This window comes from Aeribacillus sp. JST-2 (genome assembly GCF_056032925.1).
The window spans coordinates 1-14,296 of sequence record NZ_JBVVUU010000052.1; the positions used below are offsets into that span (position 1 = coordinate 1).

Below are 14,296 nucleotides of genomic sequence, written 5' to 3' on the forward strand. Positions count from 1 at the left end.
GGTAGCTAACATTATTGCCAGGTTTTCGTAAGTGTTTTCTTCTTTTTTGCCAAAATCACAAAAAGTGGTGATGAATCTTAAATATAATCTTTATATCATATAACAGTGATCTTTCACGAATATATTTCAAATCTAACTCAACCATTTCAGCAAATCCTAAATCATTTCTCCCACTCACCTGCCAAAGTCCGGTACACCCCGGCGTCACAAGCAACCGTTGTTTGTCATACTCCATATACTGCGCTACTTCCCTTGGTAGCGGTGGTCGTGGTCCAACCAAACTCATCTATAAATGGTCGTTTAGCGAATACACTTTTCGACTTTGTTGAAGCAAGGATTCTCTTTCGTCTTGAACATCGTGATCGTGTCGACCGTTTTATTAATAAATGTCGAAAACTATAACAAATCTTCTTTACTTGTTTCCATTGGTTGAAATTAAACAAACGTAATCTGTTTTCAATTATTAGTTAGTATGCCCCTTTTCTTAACAGAACTGCAATTACTGTTTTAATAATAATCTGCAAATCAAATAGAAGAGACTGATTATAAACATAAAATAACTCCAAATCAACTCTCTCAGGGTAATTGACACTACTTCTCCCACTCACAGCCCAATATCCAGTCATCCCTGGTTTTACTGACAGAAATTCATTTACTCTATTACCATACTCTCTTAATTCCTCAACACTGGCCTCGGTCCAACTAAACTCATATCCCTTTTTAAAACATTGATAAGTTGAGGAATTTCATAAAGGCTCGTTTTGCGTAAAAATCCTCCTATATTTTCCATCCAACTTTAATAAGCACTATTTGGTTTAATCATTATTTTAGTAGTTTTGAATATAATTTTTATATCATATAACAGTGATCTTTCTCGAATATACTTTAAGTCTAACTCAACCATTTCAGCAAATCCCAAATCATTTCTCCCACTCACTTGCCAAAGCCCCGTACACCCTGGCGTAACAAGTAACCGTTGTTTATCATATTCCGTATATTGTGCAACCTCTCTAGGCAAAGGTGGCCTTGGCCCTACCAAACTCATTTCCCCTTTTAATACATTCCAAAGCTGCGGAAGTTCATCAATACTTGTTTTTCGGATGAATTTTCCTATTTTCGTAGTTCTTGGATCCTCTTTTATTTTAAACATCGCACCGGATACTTCGTTATATTTTAATAGATCATTTAGTCGTTCTTCCGCATCTACAACCATCGATCGGAATTTATACATATAAAAATTTTTGCCGTCTTTGCCGATGCGTATTTGCTTGAAGAACACAGGACCTTTTGGATCTTCAAGTTTGATACAAATAGCGACAATGATAAAGACAGGTAATAACAGGATAAGTCCAACAATCGCTCCCAATAAATCCATCATTCGTTTGGCAAATAAATAGCCTTTTCTCTCGTTAACCGCTGTTTTGTCAATGAATAATAGCTGCTGATTTGTATCCTCTTGATTAGATGCTTTCACAAAGGCCAAATCGACTCACCCTTTTTCTCTATTTTGTTATCCTTTCCTCTTTTATCAACTCTTCCATAAACTGAATCAGCTCTTGCTTCAGTTCTTCGTTTTTCATCGCAAACTCAATCGTCGTCTTAATAAATCCGATCTTTTCTCCGACATCATACCGTTTTCCTTCGAAGTTGTAGGCGAAGACACGTTGGATTTCATTTAGTTTTTGGATGGCATCTGTTAACTGGATTTCGCCGCCAGCTCCGATTTTTTGTTCTTCTAAAAACCGGAAAATTTCAGGTGTTAGTATGTACCTACCCATAATGGCGAGATTGGATGGCGCTGTTCCTCTTGCCGGCTTTTCGACGAAGTTTTTGACTTCGTATCGGCGGCCCGTTTGCTCGAGCGGTTCGATGATGCCGTAGCGGTGTGTTTCTTCTTCAGGAACAGGCTGTACGCCGATGATCGATGCTCCCGTTTTTCCATATTCGTCCATCAGCTGTTTTAAGCAAGGCTTGTCCGCTTGCACAATGTCATCTCCTAAAAGCACGGCAAACGGTTCGTCGCCGATGAACTTCCGCGCGCACCAAACGGCGTGTCCAAGCCCTTTTGGCTCTTTTTGCCTGATGTAGTGGATGTCCACTTTGGAAGATTGCCGCACTTTTTCCAACAGGTCGAATTTTTCTTTTTCCGCTAAATTATGTTCAAGTTCAAAGTTGTTGTCAAAATGGTCTTCAATCGCTCTTTTTCCCTTTCCGGTGACGATGATAATGTCTTCGATTCCCGATTCGACCGCTTCTTCTACTATGTATTGAATCGTCGGTTTATCAACAATCGGCAGCATTTCTTTCGGCATCGCTTTCGTTGCAGGCAAAAATCTTGTTCCGAGCCCCGCAGCGGGGATGATCGCTTTTCTTACTTTTTTCAACATTTCTCCCTCTTTTCTCCTTATTGTTGCATTATGCATTTACGTATAATCTATTTCACAATAGGGCATACGTAAATGCATAAATCGGAATAAAAAATAGCCACATCTTTTTTCAATTGGTGGCTTGACAGTTTGCAGTTCAAATGCTTGATATTTTGCTAGATGTATGAAATGCTGCCTCGAATCTATATAAACGTTGGCAAACCGTATGTTAATCATCCATTCATAGATCGTCGTTTATTTTCGCACCTAATGAACTTTTTCATATTGAGAAACCGGGCATCTAACCCGCCCTCACACCGCACCATCGACGACAGGCGTCTAAGGTGATCCTTTTTGAAGCACCCACAGTGCGGCCGAGTGCCTCTATTGATAATGGTAAAGAGACATCACCAATCGGTTATGTTGTATTCTAAAAATATCAAAATCTTGCCGAATCAGCCGATATATTATAGAAAGAAAGCAAATTTGCAATCCCGGCTGCAACAGCAATCGTTAAAAAATTCCGAAAAACTTTTTCTTTTTGATCCGTTCCGGCGGTTCTTTGTAAATCGGTTTGTTGTTGAAGACACATTCGGCATTTTCGATAAACAGTTCGCAAGCTTCTGCGCCGAATTCATCTTCCAGCACTTGAAACGCCTCTTGCATATGAAAGCGGCGGTTTTTAACATTGTGAGCGTCTGAAGCAAGAAAATGGACTAAATTACTGTTTATGAGATCCAAAGAAAATTTCTTGATTTTGTTTCCGAACTGCCCCGTTAAACTTGAGGCTGTCAGCTGCGCTGTTGCCCCCTGCTTGACCAGTTTGTACAAAAGCTCCGGGTTATCGGTGATTTCGCTGTTTCGCTCCGGATGGGCGATGATCGGGGTCAGCCCGGCCATCTGCATGTCAAAAACGAGCCTTTCCGCATATCTCGGCACGTGGTTCGACGGAAATTCGACCAACACATAGCTGGATCGATTCAAGCCGAAAGTTGCTTCTTTTTGAAGATCGTCAAGCAATTCGCCGTACAGTCTGATTTCCTGTCCCGGCGCTACTTTAAGTGGAATGTTTTCCTTGTTTAAAACGTCATTCAGTTTTTCGACTTGTTCCTCCACAAACGTCCACTCATTTTCGTAGCGGCCGTTTTTATGATGCGGCGTGGCAATAATGGCGGTGATTCCTTCACTATAAGCCTCTCGCGCCATTTCGATGCTTTCCGTCAAATGTTTCGCCCCGTCATCAATTCCCGGCAAGATATGGCAATGTAAATCTATCATCGTTCACTCACATCCTCAAGCTGCGGAGAAAAAATGCAGCCATTCATCATTTTAGCAAAAAATTGAATATTTTTGAAGAAAAAATAGGTATAAAAGCCTATTTTCACCTTAAAACCCAATAATCGTAACAGCAGCCTTCTCATTTTAGCATGAAACTGAATATTTTAACAGCATGAAATTGAATATTTTCAATAGAAAATAGGTGTAAAAACCTATTTCTTTTCAGCGTAATAATAGTAATATTGACTGTCCCTTTGCGATTTTCCGTTTAATACGACGCCCAGCAGCTTGCTTTTCGCTGCGGCCAGCGCCTCTTTTCCTTTGACGGCGGCTTCTCTTTCCGTTTTTCCGCTTGCCACCACCATAATCGACGCATCCACATGGTTGGCCAAAATTTGTGCGTCGGCTACTGCCAAAAGCGGCGGGGAATCGACAATGACGATATCGTACAAGGAATGCGCTTCCTTCAGCAATTCCTCCATGCTTCTGGAAGACAGCAGTTCAGCCGGATTTGGAGGAATCGGCCCGCTTGTCAAAATGTCAAGCTGATCGACCTCGCTTATCGTCACCGCTTCCTGTAGCGATTTATTTTTAAGCAGCACGCTCGTTAATCCGTGAATATTTTGCACCCGGAAGGTATAATGGACAGTCGGTTTGCGCAAGTCGGCGTCAATGAGCAGCACCCGTTTTCCCTGCTGCGCAAACACGACGGCTAAATTGGCCGCTGTCGTCGATTTTCCTTCCCCGGGGCCTGTCGAAGTGACCATGATCGACCGGACTTCTTCATCGACAGCGGAAAATTGAATGTTTGTCCGAATTGTCCGGTATTGCTCGGAAATCGGCGATTTCGGCTGATGATGGGTAATCAGCGTCCGCTGTTTTTGTTTTAATCCTTTTGCTCTAAGCGCCATACGTTTCCCCCCTTGCTCGCGATTTTTTCACCGTTTTGCCGCCCCCTGCGCCGCTTGTTTCATGATCCATTTTGGATATTGCGCCAAGCACCGGAAGCTCCAATATTTTTTCAATATCCTGCTCGGTTTTGATCGTGTTGTCCAAGTATTCCAGCAAAAAGGCAAGCCCTACTCCCGCCATCAATCCGACGACAAAGGCAATCGCCATGTTCAAAAGCGGCTTCGGCTTCACCGGAGACATGTTTTCTTTTACTTCCGCCTTTGACAAAATATTGACATTGTCCACATTCATAATGTTCTCAATTTCTTTTTGGAAAACCGCTGCGATAGTGTTGGCAATCTTGACGGCATGATTCGGATCCGGATCTTCGACGGAAATATTGACAACCTGCGAATCTTTTTCGCTGGCAACGGTAATTTTGTTGTTCAATTCATCAACAGTTTCGTCGAGACCCAAATCTTGGATGACCAATTCCAAAATTCTCGGACTTTTGATGATGACATTGTATGTATTAATGAGCTGCAAGTTGGTTTGAATTTCATTATATTGAAAAACCGCTTGGTCATCTTTCGCCTGGTTCACCAAAATTTGTGTGGAAGCTTGGTAAATCGGAGTGATGAAAAAATAGCTGACAATTCCGCTTGCCGCTGTGGCAATCACTGTAATGAGAATGATCAAATTCATTCTCTTTTTCAATGTATCCAATAATTCTTTTAAACTAATCGTTTCTTCCATATTTACCTCCGCTGAAAAATAAGTTCACAAAATTCAATTCCTCTATTAAGCTATTATACTGGTTGCCTTTTCTATTTTCTATATAAATCGACAATTTTGTTTGCAAATTCCCCTGCCATTTTTCAGCAGCTTTCCGCTGCCGTTTTCTTTTTCAATTATTTTGTCAAAAAAATAAGGTGATGTATCCGTCATACATCCCCTTACTTTTTTTACATATAACGCGATAAGATGGCCGTAACGGCGCCAATCAGGATTGCTGCGGCCGGAAGCAAGAGATAGAGGCATAGCTTTTTCAGCTTCCGTCTCGCTTCGATTTCTTCTGGCGTCAACCAACGACTGCTCAACCCTTCATCCTCCTAAACAACTTTTTTTCTGAGCTTTCGCTAATGCGATCCTATTCGCTCCAATTCGGTTATCGTCCGTCCGCACCAATTTGTTAATAAGAAAAAAGTTCTATTTCTAAAATAAGTAGAAATGAAAAAAAGAAAAAACCGGCACGGAATGACCGCGATCCGGTTTTTTAGGCAAAAGTTTATGTTTTGGCATTTTGGCGCAATTACGCACTTGGAGCCATTTACACCATTTTCTCTTTGTCGATCGAAAAAGCAAATGTGTCTTTCAATAGGAAACATATACTCTTTTCATCTCATATTCCAATTGTTTCAGCAAATCTTGCGTTGTCACATGTTTGTTTGTTTCGCCTTGCTTGTAAGCGTTAAGGAGAATTTTCAGAAATTCATCCTGGATTTTCTTTTTATCTTCCATTCTGAAAAATTTCCTTTCTTCATTTTTTTACAAAATCAAACAGCAAGATATGACGATTATACTGTTTTTGTCAGAAAGTTGCAACCGTTTTTTTGGACAAAGAGTGTGTTCGTTCGATTTTTTTTGCGTTATAATCAAAAAGAAACTTCTATTGTTCCGTGGAAATTTTAAAGGAGCGAATCGGTACATGCCTTCTGACCTTTTTGATAAAGAATTGGTGTTCCATTGCAGTGAGCAAGTGATCAAGGCTCTTCCCCCGGAAGCGGAAAAGAGCCAGACATTGATGAAAATAGGGCTGGTTTTATACAGACAAGGAAATGTGTTCAACGTCAAGCAGGATGGAATGGTGGTGTCTGCGGTTGTCCAGGATGTGAAGCGCGCCTATGTGAAATTGGATTTGGATTACTTTCCGCTTTCGAGCTGCTCCTGTTCGTCCGGTTTTCCGTGCCGCCATCTCGTTGCTGCTTTTTTATATGTTTATGCAATGACAGGTTATTTAGGTGACTTTTTAAACGAGTGGAAAGGCGGCGCAAAACCTTCTCTGGCGACGCTTCAACGCCATGGAGTTGTTAAAAAAGGCGTTCCAAACATGGAACAATCTGTTAAAGAATGGGTGCAATTTTTTGAAGACGAGATCGATCAGCTCGACAAGGTTCAAGGAATGGGCAAAATATATGCGCTTTGGTACCAATTGTATCCGAAGCTGAAAGCAAGCGCTCCGGCACAAGAGGAGCTGAAGCCGCTCTACCGCATCCTTTTGGCTGAAAGTTTGCTGATCGAACTGTGCCGCTTCTATCATAAACCGAACATCGATCCGTCTTATTTTTTCCATTACGTTGAACCGTTTGTAGGGGAGCTGCAGCAATCTCTTTTCCAGAACATTCAAACGATCCAAAAACAGCCGCTCCCGTTTTTCGTCGACCCACTGTTAAGCGAAATGCGGGATTATACTCGTCGGCTTTTATTTTGCGGCAAAGGGCTGCTCTATCCCCGTATTATCACGTATCGGCTTATTTGGGAATCCATCCTGAACCGGAAGAAATGGATCGCGGAAGAAAAAGGCTTGTTGGCAAAGCGGAAAAAAGAAGAATTGGATCGCGATGGCCAGTTCGCCCTTGAATGCGATCTGGCGCTGGTTCATTTTGATTTTTTGGAAAAAAATGATGAGCGTATCATCAACTTTTTTCAAAACACGGATCTCCCTTTGCTTCCGTTTATGTTCCAGTGGCTGACAACAATAACTTCCCGAAAAGAATTTCAAAGGTTTCGGAAATGGGTGCCCGCTGTTCTCGAACAAGCAAAACATTATATACAAGATCAGGATTTCACCGACAAACAGGAAGTCATCTTGTATGTATTGAACGAGTTTGAACAGTACCGAATGGCAACAGGAGATCATGACACATTTGAGGAAGCATGCCGAAAGCTTCTTCCTTACAGCTATGTCGCTTATCACGAGTATTTGCTTGACGAAGAACGGTATGACCAGTGGGCGGAGCTGCAGCTTTTGATCGGATTTTCCCTTGACGACGTCGACAGGGGGCTGCTCAAGCATATCGAAAAAACGGCTCCAAACGCTCTTTTGCCTATTTTGCATCAAGAGATCGACGCGAAAATTGCCGAAAAAAAACGGAAGAGCTATCGTTACGCCGTTAAACATTTAAAGAGGCTGAAGCGCCTTTACAAAAAATTGTCTGCCGCCGACACATGGGATCATTATTTTCAAACCTTAACCGACAGCCATAAACGATTGCGAGCTTTTCAAGAAGAGCTTGTCAAAGGAAAATTGCTGTAGCCATGTTATCAACAATTGATGACCCCGCAACTTCAATAGAAAGGAAAGTGGCCATATGTTAACAACCGGACTTGTCATTTCTGCCGAACGAGTGAAAGATCATCAGTTTCTAATTTGGTGTACGGACGAAGACGGCAGAGCCGTGCCTCCTGAATTTTGGCGCAAACATGCCTTCACTTGGCATTCTTCGTCCTTTTACGGCACCAATTTGCACATGCTGGATATGGCGGTCCTTCTTTCCCCGTGGCAAGCGGTTGAATGGTTCGCGAAAAAGCCGTTTAATTCGCTCTTGGACATCCGATTTTCCGAGGAGATCACAAAAGATAAAGAAACAGCCGAAAAGATTTATCAGTTGATTCAAGATGGAGCCTTCATGCCGGACTATGAATCTTGGCAAAACGGCAAAATCGGCTGGAAACCGACGGAGGGCACATTCGATCCGTACGATCTTGAATGGTTTTCCGCAGCCGTCCATGATTTGATCGCAAGAGACGGCGGCGCCAAACAAGCTTGGGAAGAGATTGAAAAGAAGCATCCTGTTTTCACATCGTTTGATGGCCATTTCCTTGATGAACGAGATTGGCTTGAAAAAATCGGCTGGATCGTCAATCACTTGCCGTTTCAAATCGGCCTGCGTTTAAATGAACCGGAAGAAGATGGCGGCGATGAGTGGAAGCTTGAAATGTTTTTGCGCGATCGGAAAAATCAAGATTCCATCGTCTTTTATCACGGACAAAACACCATTCCGGCCAAATGGCGGAAATATGAAGATGAAATAAAGCGTGAGCAGCAGCGCTTTTCGGAAATCGTCCCTTGGCTTTCCTTTCATGACGGAATCGCCCTGTTAAACGAACAGGAGGCATGGCGCTTTTTAATGGAGGCGAGCGGCGTATTTGTGGCTTCAGGCATTGACATTCTTCTGCCATCATGGTGGCAGGCGGTGAAGCAGTCGCGCTTGACATTGAAAGCGCAGGTTCACTCGGCTCCAAGCGGGAGATCGTTTGTCGGCATGGATGCTTTGATTGATTTTAACTGGAAAATTGCAACAAACGGCGTGGAACTATCGGAAGAAGAATTCGCGCGTCTTGTGGCGGAAAAGCGCCGACTTGTCAACATCCGCGGCAAATGGATTATGCTCGACCCCGCCCTATTGGCCGAAATCAAAAAAATGCTGAAGAAAGCTGAAAAAGAAGGCCTTCACATCTTTGACATCTTAGAGCAGGAGTTCGGGCAGAATGCGGCCGATGATGAAGAGAATTCTCGCCCGTTTGCCAACATTCAAATCGAATTAAACGGCGCTTTCAAAAAGATGGTGAAACAGCTCGGCGAACTGACGGCAATTCCAACGAACGCCATGCCGAAGCATTTTAACGGCAAGCTCCGCCCTTATCAAAAGCAAGGATTTGATTGGCTTTTGTTTTTGCGGCGGTACGGTTTCGGCGCTTGCTTGGCCGATGATATGGGGCTGGGAAAAACGGTGCAAATGATCGCCTATTTCCAGTACGTAAAAGAACAAGAGAAGCCCGATGCGCCCGCCCTCATCATCGTTCCGACATCCGTGCTCGGCAACTGGCAAAAAGAAATAGAAAAGTTCGCGCCGAATTTAAACGTTTATTTGCATTACGGTCCGCGGCGGAAAAAAGGGGAGGCGTTTCAGGAAACCGTTTCCCGCTGCGATATTGTTTTGACGTCATACGGCCTGACCCATCTGGACTTCGATGAGCTGTCATCCGTCCATTGGTCCGCCGTTTGCATCGATGAGGCGCAAAATATTAAAAACGCGCATACCAAGCAATCCCGCTCCATTCGCAAGCTGAAAGGCCGCCAGCACATCGCATTGACCGGAACGCCGATTGAAAACCGCCTGACGGAGCTTTGGGCGATTTTTGATTTTATAAACAAAGGCTATTTAGGGAGCCTCCGCCATTTTCATCAAGAGTATGTGCTGCCGATCGAAAAAGAGCAAAATTCAAACAAAGTGGAAAAACTGCGCCGCATGATCAGGCCGTTTTTGCTCCGCCGCACAAAACAGGATGAGCACGTTGCCTTGAATTTGCCCGAAAAACAAGAACAAAAGGAATATGTGCCGCTTACCGTCGAGCAAGCTTCTTTGTACGAACAGCTCGTCAAAGACACGTTTCATGAAGTGGCGGCCGCAAACGGATGGGAACGGAAAGCGCTCATTTTAAAAATGCTCGGGAAATTAAAACAAATCTGCAACCACCCGGCCTTGTACTTGAAGGAAGACGCTCCCGGCAAAGTCACCGAACGGTCGCAGAAAATGATCAAACTCATCGAGTTAACGGAAGCGATTTTGGATCAAAAAGAAAGCTGCTTGATTTTCACCCAATACGTTCAAATGGGGGAAATGTTGAAAAGCGTCCTTGAAAAAACGTTTCATACTGAAGTCTTATTTTTGCATGGCGGTCTGTCAAAGAAACAACGTGACGAACTTGTCGAATCCTTCCAAAATGGAAGCAGCCGGTTATTTATTTTGTCGCTGAAAGCCGGAGGCACAGGGCTGAACTTGACGGCTGCCAACCATGTCATCCATTTTGACCGCTGGTGGAATCCGGCTGTTGAAAACCAAGCAACCGACCGCGCCTATCGAATCGGCCAAAAAAGGTTCGTCCACGTCCATAAGCTGATTACGACCGGAACCATTGAAGAAAAAATCGACGAAATGATTGAGAAAAAACAAGCCTTAAACGAGCAGCTGATCCAAAGCGACAATTGGATCACCGAACTTTCGACAGAGGAATTGCAGCATCTGTTTACATTGAGAGAGTAGGCGGAGAGTTTTCCAATTAAAAGGGAGAATGTTTCCTTTACTTAAAGGAGAGGAACAGCGAAAAGCTGTAAAAGACCCAGTTCATCAATATAAGACATTATGAAAAAGGAGGAATGGAAATTGGCCAAACAAGATTCCTCAAACAACAAACGGTCTTCAGAATGGGAACAGCTGTACGATGCCATTAAAAAAGCAGCAAGCAAATAGCCGGTTTGGCAAGAAGCCATCGGCGAATATCCTGCCGCTTCCGACAGAAACAAAAGTGAAGAGACAACTCCCATTGCGATAACCCGTTTCCAAGGCTCTGAAAAGCCGCTTGCTGATGCCCTCCCGAAAAAAACGCCAATTGCAGAGCGGCTGCAATTGGCTGAATGCTCGGGGAACATGGAGAGGATCGCTATTGATTTTTTCTAAAGGAAGGAACATAGAAGACGATTTGGTCTTGTCTGGATATCAACTGCTTTTTGAATTGGCAATGTGCCAATGCCGCATGCCATTGGAGAGGAATACAAAGGGAAGGTGGAAAAGGCTATTCGGCCTCGGCGTTCGCTGGTTCTTGTTCAGCTTCCGCAAGTTCCATCGCCCGCACTCTTGACGGAGGGGTGCCCATAAATCGAACCGAATCGGCAACGACTTCCGTTACATATACTTTTTTCCCCTCACTGTTTTCGTAATGGCGCGATTGAATTCGGCCGATGACTCCGACAATCGATCCCTTCCGGCAGTAATTGGCCGTGTTTTCCGCCGTTCTCCTCCAAAGTGTGCAATTGACAAAATCGGCGTCAATTTCTCCGGCCTTATTGCGGTAATTTCGGCTGACCGCCAGCGTAATATTTGCAACCGCCGAACCTTCACTCGTATAGCGGATTTCCGGATCCCTTGTCAACCGGCCAACTAACGTTACTTGATTGATCACATCATCCCTCCCTTCTTTCGTACAGCTTTATTGTAGCGCACTTAAGGGAGATGGAAAAATGTCAATATTTTGATTATTTCGTTGATTTATAATTTCTTTTTTACACGTTGCCGCCATAATTTTCCGATTTTCCCCTAAAAACTTTCAACCGTTTTATAAAATGGCCAAATGTTTTTTGTTGTCAAACCGGTGCTGATTTTGAAAGCAATACCTTTTGGTCGGCTTTTTCATTATGTTTCCCGTTTGCCTGTTGTTTCGAGATGCGCAAGATTTTTCAATATTCAACATTTTTATCTTTCTTACATTTGTTTATAATGAAAGAGAAATAGTTGGAGCCCGAAAAGCGTACGCTCCCTAACAATGAGGAAAACGCAGGTGATGATCTAAGGCGTTTGTCGATCACAGCCTCTTCATAACGGTCGGCTTCTTCGTTGTATGTAAAGTACTGGACATACAGCTTCTTCTGCTTCAGCATAAATCGAAACCGGAACAAGGAGCGATTATGTTTCATTTGAAAATAGGCATCGACAATGGCATCGTCAGGAACGGTAAAATGATGATAGCGTAATTCGTTTTTTGAAAAGTCGCCTAATGTTAATGTAACATTTCCGCAGCTTTCGCTTTTGCCATTTTTGCCGCGGAAAGCATAGACCTTTTTAAGCTGATAAGCCTTCATTTCATCCCTCCTAACCATGATCTAATTTGAGTATAATATTTTTCCAAAATTTTCACTTATTGATAAATTTATAATTTTGAGAAAAAAGATCAATATTTGACAAAAATAGGTCATTTTTACTACTTATAATGCAAAATCCTTAACGTTACTCCCAATTACTCCATTTTCCTTCATCGTTCCTATAAAGAACATATTTGTATATGTTCATATTGCGATCATCCGGAATTCCCCTTTTCCTTTACGATATGTTTAAGTGGGACAGAAAAGTTGGTGAATTCCGTGAACGCACAGCAGAAATTTCAAATGAATATGAGATTTTTTCGAAAACAAAAAGGTTGGAGCCAAAAACAACTTGCCGATAAATTGAATGTAACCAGATCTGTCATCAGCAAATTGGAAACCGGTCTGCAGCAGCCGAGTCTTGAACAGCTGATCTCTTTAAGCAATGCCCTTGACGTCAGCATTGATCATTTGGTTGGACAAGGCGACTCCCCCAGTCTTTTGACGGAAGTGCTTGAACCGTACCGGACTGAAAAACATTTGGAAGAAGTGATCGACTATTTGATCAAACACCCCGAACTTTATCATGCCATTGAACAGCTTGCGCAAAAAAAGCAAAACCAGCAGCAATTGACACATTATATTGCTTCTATGATTCGCGAGTTGTTAAAATTCATTTAGAGGCTTGCCGCATTGATATGCTCCCCTTAAGGTAGACAGATTAAAATATAAAAAATCTGTTTTACCTTAGGGGGAGTTTTTCTATGTATAAGCAATATACTACAGAGTTCAAACTTGAAGTTTTACTTGCATATGAAAACCGAGAATGTACTATTCAAGAGCTTTGTAAAAGGTATCAAATTACTAAATATTCTTTAAGGCAATGGATAAATGAATTTGAGGAATTTGGAATAGAGGGTTTAGAACGTTCAAATTCTTGGAAAGGTTATACCAAAGAACTTAAGGAAGCAGCTGTAAAAGATTATTTATCTGGTGAGTTCTCACAGTACGAGATTGTCAGGAAATATGGTATTTCAAGTAGATCGGTACTTCAACGATGGATTAAGAAGTATAATAGCCATAGAGATCTAAAGGATACGTCGAAAGGAAAGACAAGCTCTATGACTAAAGGAAGAAAAACGACTTGGAATGAACGGATACAAATTGTGCTTGATTGTTTAGGGAACGGAAAAGATTATAAAAAAACAGCAGAGACTTATGAAGTTTCTTATCAACAAGTATATCAATGGGTGAAGAAGTATGAAAATGGTGGAGAAGAAGCGCTTAAAGACAAACGAGGAAGAAAAAAAGAAGAAGCAGAGTTATCTCCAGAAGAGAAAATGAAACTGGAGATGAAAAAGTTAGAAAGAGAAAATGAACGCTTACGTGCGGAGAATCTATTTTTAAAAAAGTTAGAGGAGATCGAAAGGAGGCGAAAGTAAACCAAATCCGTTTTGAAGACAAGTATATCGCAATCCAGGAACTTCATGAGAAAGAAAACCTAAGCATAATCTTATTATGTGAAATCGCCGGTATTTCACGAGCTGCTTACTATAAGTGGTTAAAACGTTCGCCTTCCTCCCGAGAACTTCAGAATGAAGAAATCGTAAAAGAGATGAAAGTTCTCCATGAGAAAGTTGACGGCATCTATGGTTACCGTCGAATGACTTTGAATATAAATCGAAAGCTTGGTCAGAACTTCAATCACAAACGAATTTATAGACTGATGAAAGTTGCCGGTATACAATCTGTTATTCGAAAAAAGAAGAAATCTTATAAGCGATCTACCCCTCAACATGTTGCAGAAAATATATTGAATCGTGAATTCACAGCGGAAAAGCCAAATGAAAAATGGGTAACTGATGTCACAGAATTAAAATATGGTTCATCAAAGAAAGCATATTTAAGTGCTATTCTTGATCTATATGATGGATCAATTGTTAGCTATGTTTTAGGACATTCCAATAATAATCATCTTGTATTCAAAACGTTGGATCAAGCCACCGCACTTTTAAATGGAGAGCATCCACTTATTCATAGTGACCGTGGGTTCCAATATACC

At 42.2% G+C, this 14,296-nt stretch carries 15 protein-coding genes and 2 pseudogenes; 5 read left to right on the forward strand and 12 right to left on the reverse strand.

Annotated elements, in window-relative coordinates:
- Positions 1-55 precede the first annotated feature (55 nt).
- The 9 genes and pseudogenes from AC0KTX_RS15210 to AC0KTX_RS15250 form a co-directional block, all read right to left on the reverse strand.
- Positions 56-286 (reverse strand): annotated as a pseudogene (locus AC0KTX_RS15210) (sugar transferase); the annotation flags it as partial.
- A 181-nt stretch (positions 287-467) separates the two neighbouring features.
- Positions 468-784, reverse strand: a pseudogene (locus AC0KTX_RS15215) (sugar transferase); the annotation flags it as partial.
- A gap of 12 nt (positions 785-796) precedes the next feature.
- The gene (locus AC0KTX_RS15220; protein WP_474252959.1) at positions 797-1,483 is read right to left on the reverse strand and encodes a sugar transferase; all 687 of its coding nucleotides are present in this window, start codon (positions 1,481-1,483) and stop codon (positions 797-799) included.
- Positions 1,484-1,502: 19 nt separating this feature from the next.
- Complete coding sequence (gene galU, locus AC0KTX_RS15225; RefSeq protein WP_474252960.1) at positions 1,503-2,384, reverse strand: UTP--glucose-1-phosphate uridylyltransferase GalU; 882 nt, start codon at positions 2,382-2,384, stop codon at positions 1,503-1,505.
- 495 nt (positions 2,385-2,879) lie between these two features.
- A complete protein-coding gene (locus AC0KTX_RS15230; RefSeq protein ID WP_474252961.1) occupies positions 2,880-3,644 on the reverse strand; it encodes a tyrosine-protein phosphatase in 765 nt (254 codons plus the stop codon).
- Between the two features lie 212 nt (positions 3,645-3,856).
- Positions 3,857-4,555 (reverse strand): CpsD/CapB family tyrosine-protein kinase, encoded by a 699-nt coding sequence (locus tag AC0KTX_RS15235; RefSeq protein ID WP_474252962.1) that lies wholly within the window; start codon positions 4,553-4,555, stop codon positions 3,857-3,859.
- Complete coding sequence (locus AC0KTX_RS15240; protein WP_474252963.1) at positions 4,545-5,291, reverse strand: YveK family protein; 747 nt, start codon at positions 5,289-5,291, stop codon at positions 4,545-4,547. The genes AC0KTX_RS15235 and AC0KTX_RS15240 overlap by 11 nt, the downstream gene beginning before the upstream one ends.
- Before the next feature lie 209 nt (positions 5,292-5,500).
- Entirely contained in the window at positions 5,501-5,635 is a 135-nt protein-coding gene (locus tag AC0KTX_RS15245) for a hypothetical protein (protein WP_474252964.1), read from the reverse strand.
- A 274-nt stretch (positions 5,636-5,909) separates the two neighbouring features.
- A complete protein-coding gene (locus tag AC0KTX_RS15250; RefSeq protein ID WP_474252965.1) occupies positions 5,910-6,056 on the reverse strand; it encodes a YwzD family small protein in 147 nt (48 codons plus the stop codon).
- A gap of 187 nt (positions 6,057-6,243) precedes the next feature.
- Here AC0KTX_RS15250 and AC0KTX_RS15255 point away from each other — a divergent pair, with 187 nt between their 5' ends.
- Entirely contained in the window at positions 6,244-7,851 is a 1,608-nt protein-coding gene (locus AC0KTX_RS15255; RefSeq protein ID WP_474252966.1) for an SWIM zinc finger family protein, read from the forward strand.
- Between the two features lie 55 nt (positions 7,852-7,906).
- Positions 7,907-10,642, forward strand: a complete 2,736-nt coding sequence (locus AC0KTX_RS15260; protein ID WP_474252967.1) for a DEAD/DEAH box helicase — start codon at positions 7,907-7,909, stop codon at positions 10,640-10,642.
- Positions 10,643-10,683: 41 nt separating this feature from the next.
- Here the strand turns inward: AC0KTX_RS15260 and AC0KTX_RS15265 are convergent, their stop codons facing one another.
- The 3 genes from AC0KTX_RS15265 to AC0KTX_RS15275 all read right to left on the reverse strand — a co-directional run bounded on the left by AC0KTX_RS15265 (position 10,684) and on the right by AC0KTX_RS15275 (position 12,234).
- Complete coding sequence (locus AC0KTX_RS15265) at positions 10,684-10,923, reverse strand: hypothetical protein (RefSeq protein ID WP_474252968.1); 240 nt, start codon at positions 10,921-10,923, stop codon at positions 10,684-10,686.
- Positions 10,924-11,171: 248 nt separating this feature from the next.
- Positions 11,172-11,558, reverse strand: a complete 387-nt coding sequence (locus tag AC0KTX_RS15270) for a single-stranded DNA-binding protein (protein WP_474252969.1) — start codon at positions 11,556-11,558, stop codon at positions 11,172-11,174.
- 274 nt (positions 11,559-11,832) lie between these two features.
- Positions 11,833-12,234, reverse strand: coding sequence for a hypothetical protein (locus AC0KTX_RS15275; protein WP_474252970.1), 402 nt, complete (start codon positions 12,232-12,234; stop codon positions 11,833-11,835).
- Between the two features lie 303 nt (positions 12,235-12,537).
- Here AC0KTX_RS15275 and AC0KTX_RS15280 point away from each other — a divergent pair, with 303 nt between their 5' ends.
- The 3 genes from AC0KTX_RS15280 to AC0KTX_RS15290 form a co-directional block, all read left to right on the forward strand.
- On the forward strand, positions 12,538-12,915 hold the full coding sequence (locus AC0KTX_RS15280) for a helix-turn-helix domain-containing protein (RefSeq protein WP_474252971.1): 378 nt from the start codon (positions 12,538-12,540) through the stop codon (positions 12,913-12,915).
- An 83-nt stretch (positions 12,916-12,998) separates the two neighbouring features.
- Positions 12,999-13,676 (forward strand): helix-turn-helix domain-containing protein, encoded by a 678-nt coding sequence (locus AC0KTX_RS15285; protein ID WP_474252972.1) that lies wholly within the window; start codon positions 12,999-13,001, stop codon positions 13,674-13,676.
- 5 nt (positions 13,677-13,681) lie between these two features.
- A partial coding sequence (locus AC0KTX_RS15290; RefSeq protein ID WP_474252973.1) for an IS3 family transposase occupies positions 13,682-14,296 on the forward strand: 615 nt, incomplete at its 3' end.

What these genes read in the sequence shown, in the direction of transcription:
- AC0KTX_RS15285 (WP_474252972.1), top strand. Translation starts at nt 12,999, where the DNA reads ATGTATAAGCAATATACTACAGAGTTCAAACTTGAAGTTTTACTTGCA.
- AC0KTX_RS15240 (WP_474252963.1), bottom strand. Translation starts at nt 5,291, where the DNA reads ATGGAAGAAACGATTAGTTTAAAAGAATTATTGGATACATTGAAAAAG.
- AC0KTX_RS15230 (WP_474252961.1), bottom strand. Translation starts at nt 3,644, where the DNA reads ATGATAGATTTACATTGCCATATCTTGCCGGGAATTGATGACGGGGCG.
- AC0KTX_RS15250 (WP_474252965.1), bottom strand. Translation starts at nt 6,056, where the DNA reads ATGGAAGATAAAAAGAAAATCCAGGATGAATTTCTGAAAATTCTCCTT.
- AC0KTX_RS15275 (WP_474252970.1), bottom strand. Translation starts at nt 12,234, where the DNA reads ATGAAGGCTTATCAGCTTAAAAAGGTCTATGCTTTCCGCGGCAAAAAT.
- AC0KTX_RS15260 (WP_474252967.1), top strand. Translation starts at nt 7,907, where the DNA reads ATGTTAACAACCGGACTTGTCATTTCTGCCGAACGAGTGAAAGATCAT.
- AC0KTX_RS15265 (WP_474252968.1), bottom strand. Translation starts at nt 10,923, where the DNA reads ATGGGAGTTGTCTCTTCACTTTTGTTTCTGTCGGAAGCGGCAGGATAT.
- AC0KTX_RS15280 (WP_474252971.1), top strand. Translation starts at nt 12,538, where the DNA reads ATGAATATGAGATTTTTTCGAAAACAAAAAGGTTGGAGCCAAAAACAA.
- AC0KTX_RS15235 (WP_474252962.1), bottom strand. Translation starts at nt 4,555, where the DNA reads ATGGCGCTTAGAGCAAAAGGATTAAAACAAAAACAGCGGACGCTGATT.
- AC0KTX_RS15255 (WP_474252966.1), top strand. Translation starts at nt 6,244, where the DNA reads ATGCCTTCTGACCTTTTTGATAAAGAATTGGTGTTCCATTGCAGTGAG.